The 17,806-nt window shown below is 61.0% G+C and carries 19 protein-coding genes; 7 read left to right on the plus strand and 12 right to left on the minus strand.

Going from position 1 to position 17,806, the window contains the following annotated elements; genetic code table 11:
* The first annotated feature begins 120 nt into the window (after positions 1-120).
* From LB564_RS28210 to LB564_RS28230, 5 genes are all read left to right on the plus strand, one after another.
* Positions 121-1,059, plus strand: coding sequence for a carbohydrate ABC transporter permease (locus tag LB564_RS28210; protein ID WP_140707638.1), 939 nt, complete (start codon positions 121-123; stop codon positions 1,057-1,059).
* A 1-nt stretch (position 1,060) separates the two neighbouring features.
* Positions 1,061-1,957: a carbohydrate ABC transporter permease gene (locus tag LB564_RS28215; protein WP_140707636.1), complete on the plus strand. Its 897-nt coding sequence runs from the start codon at positions 1,061-1,063 to the stop codon at positions 1,955-1,957.
* A 71-nt stretch (positions 1,958-2,028) separates the two neighbouring features.
* Positions 2,029-2,292, plus strand: coding sequence for a hypothetical protein (locus LB564_RS28220; protein WP_140707634.1), 264 nt, complete (start codon positions 2,029-2,031; stop codon positions 2,290-2,292).
* Positions 2,293-2,388: 96 nt separating this feature from the next.
* Positions 2,389-2,757 carry a hypothetical protein gene (locus LB564_RS28225; protein WP_224542440.1) on the plus strand — a complete coding sequence of 123 codons (369 nt, stop codon included), beginning with the start codon at positions 2,389-2,391 and terminating at the stop codon, positions 2,755-2,757.
* Positions 2,758-2,820: 63 nt separating this feature from the next.
* Positions 2,821-3,006, plus strand: a complete 186-nt coding sequence (locus tag LB564_RS28230; protein ID WP_224542441.1) for a hypothetical protein — start codon at positions 2,821-2,823, stop codon at positions 3,004-3,006.
* A gap of 347 nt (positions 3,007-3,353) precedes the next feature.
* Here LB564_RS28230 and LB564_RS28235 read toward each other — a convergent pair whose 3' ends face one another.
* The 12 genes from LB564_RS28235 to LB564_RS28290 form a co-directional block, all read right to left on the minus strand.
* Entirely contained in the window at positions 3,354-4,088 is a 735-nt protein-coding gene (locus LB564_RS28235; RefSeq protein ID WP_224542442.1) for an amylo-alpha-1,6-glucosidase, read from the minus strand.
* A gap of 6 nt (positions 4,089-4,094) precedes the next feature.
* Positions 4,095-5,618 carry a glycogen debranching N-terminal domain-containing protein gene (locus LB564_RS28240; RefSeq protein ID WP_224542443.1) on the minus strand — a complete coding sequence of 508 codons (1,524 nt, stop codon included), beginning with the start codon at positions 5,616-5,618 and terminating at the stop codon, positions 4,095-4,097.
* A gap of 179 nt (positions 5,619-5,797) precedes the next feature.
* Positions 5,798-6,523 (minus strand): ABC transporter ATP-binding protein, encoded by a 726-nt coding sequence (locus tag LB564_RS28245; protein ID WP_411910171.1) that lies wholly within the window; start codon positions 6,521-6,523, stop codon positions 5,798-5,800.
* Positions 6,524-6,528: 5 nt separating this feature from the next.
* Positions 6,529-7,263, minus strand: a complete 735-nt coding sequence (locus LB564_RS28250) for an ABC transporter ATP-binding protein (protein WP_224542445.1) — start codon at positions 7,261-7,263, stop codon at positions 6,529-6,531.
* Positions 7,260-8,207 (minus strand): branched-chain amino acid ABC transporter permease, encoded by a 948-nt coding sequence (locus tag LB564_RS28255; protein WP_224542446.1) that lies wholly within the window; start codon positions 8,205-8,207, stop codon positions 7,260-7,262. Before LB564_RS28255 ends, LB564_RS28250 begins: the two co-directional genes overlap by 4 nt.
* The gene (locus LB564_RS28260; protein ID WP_224542447.1) at positions 8,204-9,067 is read right to left on the minus strand and encodes a branched-chain amino acid ABC transporter permease; all 864 of its coding nucleotides are present in this window, start codon (positions 9,065-9,067) and stop codon (positions 8,204-8,206) included. The genes LB564_RS28255 and LB564_RS28260 overlap by 4 nt, the downstream gene beginning before the upstream one ends.
* A gap of 28 nt (positions 9,068-9,095) precedes the next feature.
* Positions 9,096-10,307 (minus strand): amino acid ABC transporter substrate-binding protein, encoded by a 1,212-nt coding sequence (locus LB564_RS28265; protein ID WP_224542448.1) that lies wholly within the window; start codon positions 10,305-10,307, stop codon positions 9,096-9,098.
* Between the two features lie 154 nt (positions 10,308-10,461).
* Positions 10,462-11,736, minus strand: a complete 1,275-nt coding sequence (locus tag LB564_RS28270; protein WP_224542449.1) for a TRAP transporter large permease — start codon at positions 11,734-11,736, stop codon at positions 10,462-10,464.
* Positions 11,737-11,751: 15 nt separating this feature from the next.
* The gene (locus tag LB564_RS28275; RefSeq protein ID WP_224542450.1) at positions 11,752-12,300 is read right to left on the minus strand and encodes a TRAP transporter small permease; all 549 of its coding nucleotides are present in this window, start codon (positions 12,298-12,300) and stop codon (positions 11,752-11,754) included.
* 82 nt (positions 12,301-12,382) lie between these two features.
* Positions 12,383-13,369: a sialic acid TRAP transporter substrate-binding protein SiaP gene (locus LB564_RS28280; RefSeq protein WP_224542451.1), complete on the minus strand. Its 987-nt coding sequence runs from the start codon at positions 13,367-13,369 to the stop codon at positions 12,383-12,385.
* 46 nt (positions 13,370-13,415) lie between these two features.
* On the minus strand, positions 13,416-14,210 hold the full coding sequence (locus LB564_RS28285; RefSeq protein WP_224542452.1) for a GntR family transcriptional regulator: 795 nt from the start codon (positions 14,208-14,210) through the stop codon (positions 13,416-13,418).
* A 226-nt stretch (positions 14,211-14,436) separates the two neighbouring features.
* Positions 14,437-15,150, minus strand: coding sequence for a Crp/Fnr family transcriptional regulator (locus LB564_RS28290; RefSeq protein ID WP_224542453.1), 714 nt, complete (start codon positions 15,148-15,150; stop codon positions 14,437-14,439).
* Between the two features lie 227 nt (positions 15,151-15,377).
* Between LB564_RS28290 and LB564_RS28295 the strand changes: the two genes are divergently transcribed.
* Both LB564_RS28295 and LB564_RS28300 read left to right on the plus strand, forming a co-directional pair.
* Positions 15,378-16,733 (plus strand): substrate-binding protein, encoded by a 1,356-nt coding sequence (locus LB564_RS28295; protein WP_224542454.1) that lies wholly within the window; start codon positions 15,378-15,380, stop codon positions 16,731-16,733.
* Positions 16,734-16,920: 187 nt separating this feature from the next.
* A complete protein-coding gene (locus LB564_RS28300; RefSeq protein ID WP_224542455.1) occupies positions 16,921-17,796 on the plus strand; it encodes a branched-chain amino acid ABC transporter permease in 876 nt (291 codons plus the stop codon).
* Positions 17,797-17,806 lie beyond the last annotated feature (10 nt).

Here is a 17,806-nt window from a genome sequence, read left to right on the forward strand (position 1 = left end):
CGACGTGCGCCGAAATGCAGGCGCCCATAAGGAGAGAGCGCGGACCAAGGGGTCCGCGCACCAGCAGTCGACGAAAGCGAAAGGACTGCTGCCGCTCGATACTCGCCACAGGAGCCTTTCATGGCCGTGACAACCGCCGACGTCCAACCCCGCCCCTCCTTCTTGTCGCGAGTTGCGGAAAGCCGTGGCCTGCTCAGCTTTGGCTTTATGCTGCCGACAGTGGTGCTGCTGCTGGTCTTTCTGACCTATCCGCTGGGGCTCGGCGTCTGGCTCGGCTTTACGGATGCCCGCATCGGCAGGCCGGGCGTCTTCATCGGCCTGGAGAACTACGAATATCTCTGGGATGACAGCGTGTTCTGGCTGTCCGTGTTCAACACGCTTCTCTACACGGTCAGCGCGTCGATCCTGAAGTTCGCCCTCGGCCTGTGGTTGGCGTTGCTGCTCAATGAGAACCTACCGTTCAAATCCTTTTTCCGCGCCGTGGTGCTTCTTCCTTGGGTGGTGCCAACGGTGCTGTCGGCGATTGCTTTCTGGTGGATTTACGATTCGCAGTTCTCGATCCTCTCCTGGGCCCTCATGCAGATGGGCCTCATCGATCACAACATCAACTTCCTTGGCGATCCGCAAAACGCGCGCGCTTCGGTGATCGCCGCCAATGTCTGGCGTGGCATTCCCTTCGTCGCCATAACGCTGCTTGCCGGCCTGCAGACGATCCCGCAATCGCTTTACGAAGCCGCCACGCTGGACGGCGCGGGTCGCTGGCAGCTGTTTCGCTATGTCACCTTGCCGCTGCTGACGCCGATCATCGCCATCACCATGACTTTTTCGGTTCTGTTCACCTTCACCGATTTCCAGCTCATCTATGTGCTGACGCGCGGCGGCCCGGTGAATGCCACACATCTCATGGCGACGCTTTCTTTCCAACGCGGCATTTCGGGCGGGCAACTCGGTGAAGGCGCAGCGATCGCGGTGGCGATGATCCCGTTCCTGCTAGGCGCGATCCTGTTCAGCTATTTCGGCCTTCAGCGGCGCAGATGGCAGCAAGGCGGCGGAGATTGAGATGGCGCTGATCGACCGCAAACCGAGTCCCGCCAGCGGCGACGACGGTGGCATGACCTACCTGCAAAGCATGCCGCGGCGCGTGGTGACCGTCTACCTTCCATTGGCGATCTTCGTTATCGTGCTGCTCTTCCCCTTCTACTGGATGACGATCACCGCAATCAAACCCAACGCGGAAATGACCAGCTACGATACATCGAGCCCGTTCTGGGTGGTTCACCCGACCTTGCAGAACATCCGCTACCTGCTGTTCGAGACCTCCTATCCGGGCTGGCTGCTCAACACCACCATCATCTCGGTCGCCGCTACCGTGCTTTCGCTCATCGCCGCGGTGTTGGCTGCGTATGCGATCGAGCGACTGCGCTTTTCCGGCTCGCGCCAGGTCGGGCTGGCCGTGTTCCTCGCCTATCTCGTCCCGCCATCCATTCTGTTCATTCCGCTGTCGGTGATGGTGTTTAATCTCGGGCTTTATGACACACCCTTCGCCCTGATCCTGACTTATCCGACTTTCCTGGTGCCCTTCTGCACCTGGTTGCTGATGGGCTATTTCCGCTCCATTCCTTTCGAACTGGAGGAGTGCGCCCTCATCGATGGCGCCAGCCGCTGGCAAGTGCTGACCAAGATCGTGCTGCCGCTGTCGGTGCCAGGGCTGATCTCGGCGGGTATCTTCGCCTTCACGCTGTCGTGGAACGAGTTCATCTATGCCCTCACCTTCATCCAGTCGTCCGAGAACAAAACCGTGCCTGTGGGCGTGCTGACCGAGCTCGTCCGCTCCGACGTCTACGAATGGGGTTCGCTGATGGCCGGCGCTCTGATCGGCTCGCTGCCGGTGGTGATCCTTTATTCCTTCTTCGTAGAGCATTATGTGTCGTCAATGACCGGCGCGGTCAAAGAGTAGCCCAGCGCTACGGCACGGCCGGACTCGCTGGGACAACGGATCACCAGATCAAGCGCGAAGTGATGCTGTTCATGGACAAAGCCAATCGCAGCCCCGACAAAGAGAAAGGTCGCACTGGCGACAAATGCGTTATCCCTTCAATCTCGGACAAAGCGCTGCCGGTCTGGGTTCGGAAGTCCTCCATTACCGACCTCAAGGGCCAGATCACCAGAGATGCAAACTCGATGACAAGCACCTTTGTCGTTGACGTTCACGTTCAGTATTTGGCTGGCGAGCCGAAAGGCTACATCGTTACGGAAGTTCACGACGCCATTCCTGGCGTTCCTGCCGAATAACCGCCCCGTCCCTTCGTATCAAACCGTACGTTGAATCCCTTTGATGCTCGCTTCCGAAAGGCGCAAATTACAACCTTAGCTATTGGGGAGGTAGCTGTGGTTGATAGCCATACCGAGACGGCGCAGGCAGCTATTGAATCCAGCTTCCTGCGACGGCAAGGCTCCATGGCCGGGAGAGCCGCCTTTCGCCGCGATATGGACCAGTCTCGGCGCGCAATCGCAGCATCACGCGAAGTTCTAAAACGCCTTCGCCAGCGCAAGATAGACGAGGCGCACGGAGACGTTGAACAGCACCGCGTGTCCGCATTCGATGCCGACATTCTGCGCAAGGTCTTTCAGGACTTGGTCTTGGAAATGAAGGCACCGGAGGCTCAATGGCGCGACCTCGCTCAAAGCCTCGTTTACGAGTTTACCGGGTGCGAGCGCGTTGAAACTGCCTTGGTCGATTGGATCATCAGGAGGTAACGGACGGAACAATCGCCACGCCGCCACGTTCGGGGCGCATCGTTTTGTGGTATGATTCGCGTTATGGCTAAGAAGGCCAAGAACAGAGCAAAGAAGGTGATTGATATCCCGACGGAAGGCGAGCTTGAAACGGAAGCCGCCTACTACGCTCGGAAGTGCGGTATCACGACAGATGAAGCCGCCAAAATCATTCGGGAAGCCCACGCGCCAAAGCTCACCATCGTCCCGAAGGACGCCAAGTCCAAATAGCTTCGCTGCACCTTTGGGGTTTGCTACATAAGACCGGCTTTTCCTGCATGGCCTTCTTAAGGCGGGGCAGAGCATCGTCGTGCATGGCGCGACCGGCGCCTACAGCCGACCGGGGGCGCGACCTGCTGAGGGGCGCTGGCCGTCGCTTGGTTATCGAGGTCGACCGTTCTCACCTATGTGAGATCGTCCAGCGGGTGCGGGGACGGACGACTGCGGACGATGGCAGTGGGACCCCGAGTCAGGATCAGTTTCGAGCCTGAAACAAAGCACAGTGAGAGCTGTGTCCGTGCTCCAGCCGACCGGGTACTAATTAGCTTATCCCTCGATGTGGACGGCCAGATCGCCGCTTACCCGCAGCACCTTCGCCGTAACTGCATCGGCGATCCTCGTGAATTCCAGATCGACGCTCTCTCCACCGACGCGCAAGCCACGCAGCTCGATGCGGTCCACAAGCTGGGAAGGCGCGGTCGTACGATCCGCAAACTCCGGGAGAAGGCGTCCGGCTGCAGCCCAAGACAGGTGGTCAAGAGGAAGGGTACGGCTCCTGCCGCCCACGCCTGGGGATGGCAGGCGACGGGATAGTGAACAGGTACCTGAAAATCCTCCCGTCCAAAGCCCGCAATGGCTTCGGGAAGCCTTTGATGCCGAAAATGCATCGCCGCCTCTGCAATGGCGGTGAAGACCCGCAACGACGCCGTGTCCTCGCCATACTGCCGGCATCCGGCCGCTAGTAAGGCATTGTCGTGCGGCCAGACGGTTCCGAGGTGATAACCAACTGGATTGTAGCGCCGCTCTCTGGTCGAGAGGGTACGCACGCCCCAGCCCCCAAACATATCGTCCTGCATCAGTCGTGCGACCGATCTTTGGGCCTTGTCCAGGTCTGCGATGCCGGTCCACAGCGCATGTCCGGGATTCGAGGACACCACCGCCACCTGATGCCCTCCTTTCTCGAGTGCGAGCACGAACAATCCAAGATCCTCGTTCCAGAAGTCGTGGTTGAACCTGGTCCGCAACTTGTGGGCTTCGCTTCGAAGCTGCCTGGCGCGATCGACCTCACCCTCGCGCTCGAAGAGGTCGGCCATCGCGCGTTAAGCTGCGAAAACGTAGCCCTGCACCTCCACTAAGGCTATCGGCGGCTGCGCGATGCTGCCGTCGGCGCGCACGATGGCATCCCCGGAATCTTTCCAGCCCTGGTTGACCAGGCCCTTCCGCGAAGCGCTCCGATACGCCACGTAGCCGTTGCTGTCCGACGCCTCGGCAATCCACCCCAATGCGCGCTCTACGGGATTTCGCAGCGCCCTGAACAGTTCAAGATCTCCTGTCCATGTCACATATCGGCCCAACAGCAGAAGGAACAGCGGGGTCGCATCCACGCTGCCGTAGAAGCGGGAATGGGGAATGTCACCCGCCCTGGCCAATTCCCCGACCCTCAGTTCATGAAGAATCTTGCCTGGTTCTTCGTCACGCCAACGGTCCACGCGCTGCCCTTGGTAGCTGGCAAGGAGGCGCAGTGTCTGGGCGGCGATGTGCGGCTGAAAGGCGAGCATTTCGAGAGCCACGATCAGGCTGTCGCGGCCAAACAACGCCACGAACCAAGGCACTCCTGCGGCAAAATACTCGTCGCGCCCCAGCCGCGACCGTAAAATTCCGAGGTCGCGCAGGGAGCGATCAACGATGTTGTTCAAAAGCAAGCTGTCGCTGATGAAGTTTGTATGCTGCTCCAGGCGCTGCTCGGACCCATTTCGCAGGTTTGCAAGGCCCATTTGCCTTGCTCCATTCGGCTGCTCCTCGGGATCATTGTGCCCCGGCTTCTCGCAGGTTTCGGTCAGCTCGATTCCAACCGAAATGGTCCGGGTGTCCCCTGGGGAGATCCTGATCCTAAACTCGGCGGTGGTGTCATGGCTGGCGTGAAGTGGCGGGGAGAAGGCGATTGCCGTCGTTCTCCGAAAGCCGTCGGCGCCATGATATACGAACTGGAGTTTGCCGCCGCTCCAGCGCGGCGGCTCGGGTTTGCCGCGCGTCTCGCGCACCAACCCGCGCACGTTGAATATGTCTTCGAAACCCGCGCGGAAGCCCAGGGTAAAAGAGAAGTGGTGCGCCTTATGGCCAAAGTTCTGGAATGAGATGGTCTCGCGCACGCGCGTTTGATCGGCATCCAGAACCCGTTCCCAGCGGAGGCCCAACTCTTCCTTCGGGATCAAAGTCCCCTGCCCCACGTGCAAGTCCGGATTGGTGAGTTGAAAAAGCGCGATGTGGCCCTTCTCTGCAGTCGAGGCCAACACGATGGGGGCCACTCCAGCAAGCAACATTTCATAGCCGCCGAGGAAACGACAATCATGAAAATAGAGCCCGAACCCGTGCTCATCACTCAGCGGTATCTGCGCATCCGGGGCGACGACGTAGTAGAGGTTGATGTCCTTGGTGGTGAGGGCGTCAGCGATGCTGCGTACGACGGCCGGGTGGCCTTGCTCGAGCACACGCCGTTCTCGCTCCCGTTTCGCCTTAGGGGCCTGTTGCGCCTTTTCCTGTTCGCGTGACGATTGCGGGACCTGCGAGCGGGTGGCGCCGCCTGGCTTTTTCTTTGCGGCTGCGCTCTGCCGTGACTTCGTCATCGACGTTCCCCGGCAATCGCGCTGATAGCGCGCGCTCTTGACTTCCGCCGGGCATCGCTGGGGTCAAGGTCAAAGCAAATCATAGCCATTGGCCGATGCCCAATCCGAGCAGTCAAGGCCGAGTTGCTCGACGCAGCGAATGAAGCGGGACGCTTGAACGCTGGACCCAACATGCCTGATCAAAGTCCCAGATAGGCGCGGCGAACTTCGGGATCGTCAATCAGGTCCTTGGCCGTGCCCCGGTGCACGATCTGGCCGCTCTCCATGACATAGCCGCGATCGGCGCCGGACAGGGCCAGATGCACGTCCTGCTCGACCAGAAGGATCGTCACACCCTCGTCGCGGATGGTTGCCAGCACCGCCATCAACTGTTCGACCACGACTGGCGCCAGGCCAAGGCTCATCTCGTCGATCATCAGCAGGACGGGTGCCGCCATCAGTCCGCGCGCCATGGCGCACATCTGCTGTTCGCCGCCCGACATCGATCCGGCCAGCTGCTTCTTACGTTCGCCGAGGCGGGGAAAGAGACCATACATGCGCGCGAGATCGCGTTCCACGACCGCCGTGTCGATACGCCGGTAGGCGCCCATCAAGAGATTGTCCTCGACGGTCATGCGGTCGAACAGCTGGCGGCCTTCCGGCACCTGCACGAGCCCAGACGCAAACGCTTCGTCCGAGGTCATCGGCACCAGATCACGGCCAGAGAATTCGATCGCTCCGGTGGCGGCGATGACACGCGACAGGGCGCGAAGCAGTGTTGTCTTGCCGGCGCCATTGCCGCCGACCAGGGCGACGATCTCGGCCTTGTGCACTTCCAGCGAAACGTTCCGCAGCACCGGCATGCCGCCATAACCGGCGCCAAGGTCGGTAACCTTCAAGAGCGGCCCATGCCCGTCGTGCGTCACGGCATTCATGCGCGCCTCTTGCCAAGATAGGCCTCCACCACCGTCTTGTCGGAGAGCACCGCATCCGGCGCGCCGTCGGCGATCTTTTCGCCATGGTGCAGCACCAGCAGCCGGTCCGACAGGCTCTTGATCGCCTTGATGACATGTTCGATCACCAGAATGGAAATGCCTTGATCTCGCACCTTGCGGATCACGTCGATCACCTCGTCGATCTCGACATGGTTCAATCCCGCCATCACTTCGTCGCACAGCAAAAGCGTCGGCTCCATGGCGAGCGCCTTGGCGAGTTCCAGCCTTTTACGTCCTGGACCGCCAAGCTCGTCAGCGCGTTGATCGGCCGATTTGCCAAGCCCGACAAAATCGAGGTAGCCACGGGCCTTTTCGCGCGCGCGGTCGAGATCGGCTTCGCCGCCGCCATGGCCGAACAGCGCGCCGACGGCGACATTGTCCAGCACCGACAGGCCGGGAAAGGGCCGCATGATCTGGAAGGTGCGGCCGATGCCGAGCCGTGCGCGCCGGTAAGCAGGTAGTGTGGCGATCGACTGTCCGGCGAAAATGATATCGCCGGAACTTGGCGCCAGCGTGCCGCTGATCAGGCTGACCAGCGTCGTCTTGCCTGCGCCGTTGGGCCCGATGACGCCGAGGATTTCGCCTTCGTCGAGCGTGAAGGAGACATCGTCGACGGCGATCAGCCCAGCGAAGCGGCGCGTGGCATGGCTGATTTGGAGGATCGTGCTCATATGCGGTGCGCCCGGATGTTCTCGATAAAATAGCGCCATCCCGACTTGCGGAAACGACGCACCACGTCGGCCAGCCCACGCGGCATCAGCACCACGGCGGCGACCACCACGATGCCGAAGAAAAGGCCGGCGACACTGGTCACCTCGCTCGAGAGGAATTCCGACACCGCTGAAAGGGTGAAGGCGCCGACGACAGGGCCAAGGATGGTGCCCGGCCCGCCGAATACGGCCATGATGATCATCTTGACGTTGAGGCTGATGTCGAAGGCGCTTTCGGGATCGAGAAAGGTGATCCAGTAGGCGTGGATGCCGCCGGCGAGCGCGCTGAATATGCCGGAGAGGGCAAAGGCGAGCACCTTGTAGAGCGTCGTGTTGACGCCCATGACGGCGGCACCTTCCTCGTTCTCCCGGATGGCGATCAGCCCGAAACCAAAGCGGCTCCGTGTCAGCCAGAAGATGGTCAGCGTCGTCAGCACCAGCAGCCCGAGCGCCAGTTCGTAGAACAACGGGTCGTTGTTGAGCGGCGGCAGCACGAGGCCGATATTCTGGCCGGCCAATTCGATATTGGAGACAATGGCGATCATGACCTGCGCCAGCGCCAGGGTCGCGATCGCGAAATAATGGCCTTTGAGCCTGAGCACCGGCAGGCCGAGCAGAAAAGCGAAGACGAGGGCCAGTGCCACGCCGAACACCAGCCCGACGGCGAAGGGCAGTTGCCACTGGACCATGGCGATGGCGACGCCGTAGCTGCCGAGGCCGTAAAACACCGAATTGCCGAACGAGGCATAGCCGGCATAGCCCCCGATGATGTTCCAGCCTTGCGCCAGAACAGCCAGCAGCAGCGCGTTGATGCCGAACTGGACCAGCACGTCCGAACCGAACCACGGCACGGCGGCGAGCGCGGCGATCACGACCAACGCGATGACTATACGGAGAGCGGTCATGCGGTTTTGCCCAGCAGGCCGCTTGGCCGCACGATCAGTACGGCGACCAGGACGCCGAAGCTTGCCACGTCGGCGAAAGTCGCGCCGATATAGAGCACCGCCAGTGACTCGATGATGCCGAGGAACAGCCCTCCGACCAGGACTCCGAACGGATTGTCCAGTCCGCCGATGATGGAGATGGCGAAACATTTGGCGGTCAACGCCGCGCCGATATAGGGATTTATCTGCGACACCGTGCCGTAAAGCCCGCCAGCAGCACCTGCAAGCCCGATGCCGATGCCGAAGGTCACGGCATAGAGGTGACGCGGCTCAACGCCGTAAAGCCTTGCCGCCGTCAGGTTCTGCGCGGTGGCGCGGATGGCGCGGCCAAGCCTGGAGCGCAGCAGGAAGGCCCACATGGCGAGCGTCAGCACGATGGCGACGCCGAACGCCATCAGCCGCGCCTGCGGCAGTACGACCGGACCGAGCGCGATCGAGTTGCCGGCATAGGGCGGGTTGATGGTGCGGAAGTCGGCGGAGAAGGCAAGCTGTGCCAGATAGGTGAGCACCACCTCTAACCCGAAGGTGATCAGCAACGTGTTGAACATCGGCCCGCGTACCACAAGGTTGAGCAGGGCCCGCTGCACCGCGTAGCCGAGTGCGAACATGATGATGGCCGTGATCGGCAGGCCGAGGAAAGGGTCGATGCGAAGATAGGTGTAGAGATGCCAGGACAGGTAGGCGCCCAGCATGATGAAGGCGCCATGCGCCAGATTGACGATGTTGAGCACGCCCCAGACAAGGGCGAGCCCGAGCGCCATGATGGCGTAGAGGCCGCCCAGGAGGATGCCGTTGATCAGGATTTGCGCCAGCAGATCCACGCTATTCCCCTTAGCCCGGCCTCAAAGGTCAGCGCCTGTCCCAGGCCGGCATCGGATATTTCGGTTTCTCGACGAAACCGTTGGCGCCATAGATCGCCTTGAGCTCCGTTCCCTGCACCTGGATCACCGTCTGGGACAGGTCGATCTGACCGTTATCGGCGAAGGCGATCTTGCCGTAGAGACTGTCGAGGTTGAGTTTGGCGAGCGCATCGCGCACCTTGGCGGGGTCGGTGCCTCCGGCATCCTCGATCGCCTGTGCCAGTGCCTCGACATCGGCCGCGGCCGACGCGGCGTGGTAATCTGGATCGTAGTTGTATTTCGCCTTGTAGTCCTTGGCGAAGGTAGCGGCATCGCCGAACCATTTGTCCTTCAGTTCCGCCGAAGGCAGCCAGGCGGTCATGCCGAAGGCGTAGTCGGCGTCAGCGCCCAGCGCCTTGCGGAAATCCTCGCTCGGCACGCCGACGGTGAAGGAGTAGAGCTTTGGCGCGACGGCGAGGCTTTTCGCCTGGCGCACGAAATTGAGAATTTCGGTTTCGTGGCCGGCGACCAGGACGACCTCGGCGCCGTTGCTCTTGATCTGTGACAGCAGCGAATTGAAGTCGCTGGCGTTGGAACTGTATTTCTCGTCCATGGCGATCGTCAGCCCCGCATCCTTCAGCAATGGCCGCGTGCCATCCGCTACCGAGACATCGAAAGCGTCGTCGGCATAGAGAAGCGCGACGGATTTCGGTGCCGGGTCGAGTTCCTTCAGCATTTTCACCGTCGAGCCGAAATAGTTGCTCGCCGGCGCCAGCGTGCCGAATATGTATTTGAACTTGCGCGAGAAAATCTGGTCGGATGCGCCGCCGCCCTGAACCATCGGTATCTGGTACTTTTCCGAGACGGCCGAATCGGCCAGCGCGAAATTCGAGGCGAACGGCCCGAGCAGCAGGGCGACCTTATCCTGCGAGACCAACTGCGTGTACTGCCGCACGCTCAAATTCACATCCGACTGGTTGTCGTAGATTTTCAGCGCCAGCTTGCGTTTCTCGCCGCCCACGGTGACGCCGCCGGCGGCGTTGATCTTGTCGATCGCGAACTCGTAGGCGTCCTTGTAATAGCGGCCGGTATTGGCCGAGGCGCCGGTCAACTGCACCGATGCGCCAAGCACGATGTCGTCCGCGGATGCCGCGCCCGATGAGAATGCGAGAACCGCGCCGGCCAGCAAGGCGCCGGCCAGATGAAGCATGCTGTTTGACATGGTGTCTCCTCCCAATGCGTCTTTTAGTTATGCCATCGGCAACGAGCCTGAGGCTGGTAGCGTCATCGAAACTGGAGTTCAAGCGCTCCGGGGCAAGAGGGGCGATACGACATTCGTTTAACGCGCGACCATGGCGAGCCGCCTATCGGACAGGTCATCGATACCACATCGTCGGGAGCCACAGCGTCAATTGCGGGATGACCGAAACCAGCACCAGGACGATCAGCAACGGGATGAGGAACGGCAGCACCGCCATCACAGTGCGATCGAACGACAGCTTTCCGACGCGCGACAAGACAAACAGAACCATGCCAACCGGCGGCGTCAGCAGGCCGATCATCAGGTTGAGCACCATGATGACGCCGAACTGGACCGGATCGATGCCGACCTGGCTGACCACCGGCATGAGGATCGGGACCAGGATCGAGATCGCGGCAATGGTTTCCATGAAGCAGCCGACGACCAGCAGGATAATGTTGATGATCAGCAGCAGCAGCAGCGGGTTGTCGGTGATCGAGAGCAACCCGGCGGCCACATGTTCCGTCACCCGTGTGGTGGTCAGCACCCAGCCGAACAGGGAGGCGCCGCCGACGATGATGAGCACGCTTGCGGTCGTCTCTATGGTCTCCAGCGTGATGCGGTAGAACTGGCGGAAGGTGAGCGAGCGGTAAAGGAAAATGCCCAGGATCAGCGCCCAGGCACAAGCGGCGACTGCCGCTTCGGTCGGCGTGAAGGCACCCGACGTCATGCCACCGATGATGATGACGGGCGTCAGCAATGCGGGAATAGCGCGAATGAAATCACGCCCAAGCGCGCGCCAGCGGAACGACTGGTCGCGGCCCAGGCCGTTGCGGCGTGCGTACCAGCTTACATAGAGCATCAGCGCCACCGCCACGACGAGGCCGGGAATGATGCCGGCGGTGAAAAGCTGGCCGATCGACACGTTGGCCATAACGCCGAACACCACCATCGGCAGCGACGGCGGTATGATCGGGCCGATGGTGGAGGAGGCGGCGGTGATGCCGACCGAGAACTCATGGTCGTAGCCATGGTCGCGCATCGCCTTGATTTCGATGTTGCCGAGCCCGCCGGCATCGGCCACCGCGGTGCCCGACATGCCGGCAAAGATGATCGAGGCGACGACGTTGACATGGCCAAGCCCGCCGCGCAGCCAGCCGACGGCGGAGGCGGCAAAGTCGAAGATGCGGTTGGTGATGCCGGCCGTGTTCATCAGGTTGCCGGCGAGGATGAAGAACGGCACCGCCAGCAATGGAAAGGAATCGACGCCGCCGGCCATGCGGTGCAACACCACGAAATCGGGGATGTTGGACAGGAACACCGTGTAGACCAGCGAGGCGCCGCCGAGGGCGACGAAGATCGGGGCGCCAATCAGCAGCAGGGCGAAGAAAGCCAGGAACAGGAGCCACATGTTTTTGTTCGCCCCTTAGTCGATGATCAGTTCTGAGCGGTTAGGGTCGGGACGCCAACCCCGCTTGGCGCCGGCGATGAGGCGTCCCGTGGCGCGCCACAGCATCAGGAAGCAGCCGATGGCGATGCCGCCGTAGACGATGCTCATCGGCCATGGAAACACGGTCATGGTCTGGATCTGCATGAGCCGCGTGATCGAGATGGAAAACCAGCACAGCAGTCCGACGAAGCCGAGCACCAGCACGTCGATGATGAAACTCAGCACCCGTACGACCGGTGCGGGCAAGAACATATGCGCGACCTCGACGGAGATGTGCGTGCCCCGCCGCATGGCGACCGCCGCGCCGACGAAGGTGATGATCATCAGCAGATAGCGGGCTATCTCCTCGGTCCATGCCAGCGAATTGTTCAGCACATAGCGCGTAAAGAACTGCAGGAAGACGATGATCGCCATGCCCCAGAAGATGGCGAAGGCAAGCCAGTCCTCGACATGATGCTCGATCGGAGGGTCGGGCTCCTCCTCGGAGACACGAATGCGCGCGCCGTCCAGGCCTTCTTCCGTCATGGCGGTGTCCTTCTTCCTATGCCGCGGCTTTACGGCCGGCAGACCAGGAGGCGAGGCCGCCTCCCGGGGGCGGGATCAGCGACTATTTCAGCGCCTGCAGGGCGTCGTACTGCTCCTTGGTCCAGACCGCGCCGGAGTCGGGATCGTTGTGCAGCGGCTGCGCCGCCTTGATGAAGGCCTCGCGGTCGACGTCGACGACCGTCTTGCCCATGGCGCGGAACTTGTCGGCAAGCTCGTTTTCCTGGGTGCGGATCTGGTCGGTGCAGCGTGAAGCGGCTTCCTTGAGCACGTCGGTGAAGATCTTCTTGTCCTCGTCGCTCATCGCGCTCCAGACATGACCACCGACGATGGTGACCAGCGATTCGGTGATGTGACCGGTCAGCATGATATGGCTCTGCACTTCATAGAACTTCTTGGCCATGATGGTCGGGAGCGGATTTTCCTGGCCATCGACCGTGCCTTGTTGCAGAGCGAGATAGACCTCGGAAAACGCGATCGGCGTGGCGTTGGCGCCGACCGACTTGGTGAACATCTTGAACAGTGGCGCCGGCGGTACGCGCAGCTTCATGCCCTTCATGTCCTCCGGTTCCTTGATCTCCTTGTTGGCGGTCACGTCGCGCTGGCCATAGTAGGTCAGCGAAACGATGTGGTGTCCGGTCTTGTCGTCATAGCCCTTGGCCAGATCCTGGAAGAGCTGTGAATCGCGATAGGCTTTCCAGTGGTTGAAATCACGCAGGATGAACGGGGCATTGGTCATCGACAGCGGACCGTAGATCGAGCCGGCGAAGGCGACGCCAGTGTAGATCATGTCGACCGTGCCAAGCGTCAGCGCCTCGTTTATCTGGTTTTCGTTGCCCAGCTGCGAGGCCGGGAACACCTCGATCTTGTATCGGCCGTCCGTGCGTTTGGCGATTTCGTCAGCGGCCCATAGGGCCTGGATGTGATAGGGCTCGCCGGTCTCGTAGACATGCGCCCATTTCAGCACGGTTTGGGCCGATGCCGGCCCGGTGGCAAATGCCGAAAGCACCGCGAAAGCGGCGACGGCCAGCCTGAAAAGTCTGTTGATCATGACAGTTCCTCCCTGTGTTCAACCAATTCGGTGCGGACACCCTCGCCTATCGGCCGCTGCTCTCCCTCATGTCCGACCTGCGGCCGGCATCGGTCTCGTCTGTGAAACAGTCCGGATAGAGACTTCGGATCGCCCCGATATCGAGCCTGAGCTGGTCGATATGCGCGGCCATGGCCGCGGCGGCGGCGGCGCAATCACGCGCTTCAAGTCCGGCCAGCACGGCTTCATGATCCTTCTGGACGCGCGCCATGCGCCCCTTCTGCGGCAAGGTAAGGCGGCGATAGCGGTCAACCTGCGCCTTCACCTGCTGGACCAGCACCCAGATACCGGGATAACCTGCCGCCCGTGCGATCTGTGCATGGAAAGCCTCGTCCGCGGCATGGAAGGCGGCTTCATTTGCCTGTTCGGCGGCCTCCCGCTGGCGCTGGATCAGCATGCGCAAGCCCATAAGATCGCTGATGCTGGCGCATTCGGCGGCGGCCCGGGTGGTGATGTCTTCCAGCGATTTGCGCACCAGGATAGCTTCAGGCAGCCGTGACGCCGGAATCCGCGTAACGCGCGTCCCCGACTTCGGCACGACTTCGACCAGGCCTTCGTCGGATAGGCGCAACAGTGCTTCCCGGACTGGCGTTCGCCCGATGCCGTAGACAGCCGAAAGCTCATTTTCCGAAACGACCGTCCCGGGCTTGAGCGCAAGCGACAGGATGTCGTCGCGCAGGCGTCGATGAACGAGAGTCGCAATTTTCTGCGCACTGCCGGAAAAGCCGAAAGCATTGCGACCCCCACCATCATGTGGCGGCGGGGTTGCGTCGGAAAGCAGCGCTGTCGTTTCGTCCCTCAAACCGTCCTGCCCAGTTTCTCGACAGGATCATACGCTCTGACATATCTAACATACAAGGCCTATAGGCAGCCCAGATCTTAGTGCGACCGTGCCAAGCGCCTGGCCCACGACAAACAGCTCAACCAGAGGCTTCCAATCAAGCTGCTTGCGCGACGCAATATTGGTATTGCGCGGCTGCGGCCCACGCGTGTCTACATGGCTGGCGACTTGCCCCGGCAGCCAGCACTTAGCTCAGACGATCCGGCAGGGCGATCGGGGCGAGGCCTAGCGGTTCATACTGGGCTAGGCTTTGCAGAGCGGTGGCGTCCGTCAATTCGATGCGACGTGCGTCGGTCGTAATCAGTCGTTGCACGCGCAACTGCTGCATGACGCGATTGAGATGCGGCACACTCAGCCCGAGGGCGTCGGCCATGATCTCCTGCGAGAACGGGAGATCAAAGCGTGTTTCGGTGGCACGTCCGACCTGCGAAAGGCGCTCATGAAGTTCGAGCAGGAGGTGGGCCAAGCGCTCTATCGGCCTGCGCCGGCCAATGTTGACGATATGCTCGGCATAGCCTGCTGCTTCCTGCGCGGCAAGCCAACTCAGAACAAGTCCGAATTGCGGTTGCTCGTAGCACAGGAGGATATAGGATTCGAGCGAACAGACCGTGCAGGTCATCTCGGTGAGCGCCACGACGGTATAGGTGGACCGATCGAAAAAGCTGACCGGAAATCCGATGACGTCACCCGGGAGGATGAGCTTGAGGATTTGACGCCTTCCGCTTCGCAGCACCCTGTAGCGAATTGCATATCCGTCTTTGACAAAGCACAAGCTGCGGAAGGGCGAGCCGTGGATGACGAGTTCCTCTCGCTTCCCGACGGTAACGTCTCGCTCGAAGAGGGCTTCAAGACTGGCGAGGTCAGCTGCCCCAAGTTTCATGGCCTGCGTCAGTCTGGCCATCACTGCGTGACCGTTTAGGGGCATTCCACGTCCGCGCGGTGAGAGTTCCATCTGCCGAAGCAATTTGCGGTGGCTTGTTAATCTAGATCATTAATCCAAATCATCCAACCAAAGTTGCATTGACCGAACCTCTCGTGCGGTTGCGAATGCCAATGCGATCCGATTTCTGCCCGAGCCCGGGCAGCAACGAGTGCTCCAGAAGCGCTTGGCCAAGGGAGGAACATGCAATGCAATTCAATGACCATAAATCGGCCGGCCTGTCCCGGCGCACCATGCTGCAGGCCGGCGCCGGCGTTGCCGGCAGCATTATACTGCCAGCTTCATTTCTACGCCCGGCCTTTGCCGCCGACGACAAGCCCGCGCTCGGCACTTGGCCGGTAGGTTCGCAGGGCGACACCGTCCATATCGGCGCTTCTGTCCCGCGCACGGGCGCCTATGCGGTACAGGGCGAGGATGAACTCAAGGGCATGCAGCTGGCGATCGAGCACATCAACGAAGGCAACGATCTGCTCAAACAGATCGCGCCTAAGATCGAGAAAGGGGTACTGGGCAAGAAGGTGGAACTGGTCGTCGCCGACTCAGCCGCCAAACCGAACAACGCCGTGCAGGAACAGCAGACTTTCATCAACGACAAGAAGATCGTCGCCATGACGGGCTCCACGTCCTCGGCGGTGGCCGTCGCACTCAACAAATTCGCCCAGCGCGAAAAGATCCTGTACCTCGTGGCCATCTCCGGCTCGAATGACACCACTGGCAAGGACTGCGCGCGTTACTCCTTCCGCCAGTGCGTCTATGGCGAGACGTGCGCGAACGCCATCGGTCCGGTGCTGCTGAAGAATTTCGGAAAGGGCAAGAAGGCCGCGTTCATGACGCCCGACTACACCTACGGCCACACCGTCACCAAATCCGTCAACGACTATCTGACATCGCAGGGCGGCTGGCAGATGGTGACGAACCAGGTGTCGCCGCTCGGGACCCAGGACTTCAGCCAGTATCTTACCAACATTGCCAATTCCGGCGCCGAGTTCATCGTCAACGTCAACTGGGGCCGCGACGCCGTGCTGTCGGTCCAACAGGCCAAGCAGTTCGGCCTGACGCCGAACATGAAGATGGTGATTCCGTACCAAATCCCATTCCTGGCCAAGGAAGTCGGGGCGGAGCTGACTGAAGGCGTGTTTGCGGCCACCGATTTCTGGTGGACGATGGAAGACCAGTACCCCTTGGCCAAGGCTTTCGTCGATGCTTTCCAGAAGAAGTACAATTACCGGCCCGAATGGGGCGCCGAGAACGGCTACATGCAATTCGCTATCTGGGCACGCATGGTCTCGGAAGCAGGAACTTTCTATCCACCGGACGTGATCAAGCAGTACGAGAAGGGCGAGACCTTCCCATCGATGGTCGGCGACGTGAAGTTCCGCGCAGAGGATCACCAGCTCATTCGTCCCGTCGTCATCGTTCGCGGCAAGGCCGCCAAGGACATGAAGAATGAGGAGGATTTCTGGGACGTCGTCGAGATCGTGCCCGGCGAAGGTCTGATGCAGAAGCCCGATGCCTTCGGCTGTCAACTCGGGGACTACACCTGAGGTAGCCTGACGGCTCTTGCGAGCACGAAGCACGGAGAAGGCTGGGCGAGTCGCATCCCTGCAGCAGCGCTAGTGCAAGCCCGCGATCTATTCGTGAAATCCGGACGAACAACGTCTAGGTTGTCAATTGCTCGTCCTGGCAACGACGGCACGGACTATTCCTTAACCTCAGACGGCGGGCGGCAGCGTGATCAACTGGGCCAATTTCGTATCGCAATGCTTCAATGGATTGGTGTTGGGCGCGCTCCTGGCCCTTATTTCCTCCGGCCTCACCATTATCTACGGGACGCTCGGCGTGCTCAACTTGGCACATGGCGCGATGTTCATGCTGGGCGGTTATGCCGGTTACGTCGCTTACGATTATACCGGCTCCTATGTCGTCGCGGTGGTCGCCGGTTCGCTTTTTGTCATGCTGGTCGGCCTCCTTATGGAGAAACTCATCATCAGGCATTTCTATTCCCGACCCTATGAGGATCAGCTACTGGTGACCTTCGGCCTGGGCATCGTCTTCGTCGAGGCGGTGCGCTTCTTCTTCGGCGGCCTGTCCAAGTCCGTGCCTCCGCCTGGATCGCTGGTCGGCATCACGCCACTCGGTTTCATGATGTATCCGACATATCGCCTGGCCTTGCTGGCTATCGTCACCGTTGCGCTGCTCGCGCTCTACTTCGTCCTCTACCGCACCCGCATCGGCATGATCGTGCGCGCCGGTATTGAGGACGCTGTAATGGTCAGCTCGCTTGGGATCGACGTCTACAAGATCTTCACGCTGGTGTTCGGCATCGGGGCGATGGCGGCCGGTTTTGCCGGCATTGTAAACGCGCCAGTGGTGTCGATCGCGCCGGACGTCGGGGAGTCGATCCTGGTGCAGACCTTCGTTGTCGTCGTCATCGGCGGCGTAGGATCGTTCCCAGGCGCCGTGGTTGGCGGCCTGATCGCCGGGGAGATCATCTCCATCACCTCAATGTTCAACCCGGGATACGCCTATGTCATGCTTTTTGTGGCAATGACTCTCGTCCTGGTGCTGCGCCCGTATGGGCTGTTCGGCACGGCGGGCCGTGAGTGACCGGTGTGCC

It is taken from the genome of Mesorhizobium sp. ES1-6, assembly GCF_020164775.1.
Taxonomy (GTDB): domain Bacteria; phylum Pseudomonadota; class Alphaproteobacteria; order Rhizobiales; family Rhizobiaceae; genus Mesorhizobium.

Bases quoted from the DNA above. Each gene is read 5' to 3' on its own strand.
- LB564_RS28210 (WP_140707638.1), top strand. From the start codon at position 121: ATGGCCGTGACAACCGCCGACGTCCAACCCCGCCCCTCCTTCTTGTCG.
- LB564_RS28215 (WP_140707636.1), top strand. From the start codon at position 1,061: ATGGCGCTGATCGACCGCAAACCGAGTCCCGCCAGCGGCGACGACGGT.
- LB564_RS28220 (WP_140707634.1), top strand. From the start codon at position 2,029: ATGGACAAAGCCAATCGCAGCCCCGACAAAGAGAAAGGTCGCACTGGC.
- LB564_RS28230 (WP_224542441.1), top strand. From the start codon at position 2,821: ATGGCTAAGAAGGCCAAGAACAGAGCAAAGAAGGTGATTGATATCCCG.
- LB564_RS28235 (WP_224542442.1), bottom strand. From the start codon at position 4,088: ATGGCCGACCTCTTCGAGCGCGAGGGTGAGGTCGATCGCGCCAGGCAG.
- LB564_RS28240 (WP_224542443.1), bottom strand. From the start codon at position 5,618: ATGACGAAGTCACGGCAGAGCGCAGCCGCAAAGAAAAAGCCAGGCGGC.
- LB564_RS28250 (WP_224542445.1), bottom strand. From the start codon at position 7,263: ATGAGCACGATCCTCCAAATCAGCCATGCCACGCGCCGCTTCGCTGGG.
- LB564_RS28255 (WP_224542446.1), bottom strand. From the start codon at position 8,207: ATGACCGCTCTCCGTATAGTCATCGCGTTGGTCGTGATCGCCGCGCTC.
- LB564_RS28265 (WP_224542448.1), bottom strand. From the start codon at position 10,307: ATGTCAAACAGCATGCTTCATCTGGCCGGCGCCTTGCTGGCCGGCGCG.
- LB564_RS28270 (WP_224542449.1), bottom strand. From the start codon at position 11,736: ATGTGGCTCCTGTTCCTGGCTTTCTTCGCCCTGCTGCTGATTGGCGCC.
- LB564_RS28275 (WP_224542450.1), bottom strand. From the start codon at position 12,300: ATGACGGAAGAAGGCCTGGACGGCGCGCGCATTCGTGTCTCCGAGGAG.
- LB564_RS28280 (WP_224542451.1), bottom strand. From the start codon at position 13,369: ATGATCAACAGACTTTTCAGGCTGGCCGTCGCCGCTTTCGCGGTGCTT.
- LB564_RS28290 (WP_224542453.1), bottom strand. From the start codon at position 15,150: ATGGCCAGACTGACGCAGGCCATGAAACTTGGGGCAGCTGACCTCGCC.
- LB564_RS28295 (WP_224542454.1), top strand. From the start codon at position 15,378: ATGCAATTCAATGACCATAAATCGGCCGGCCTGTCCCGGCGCACCATG.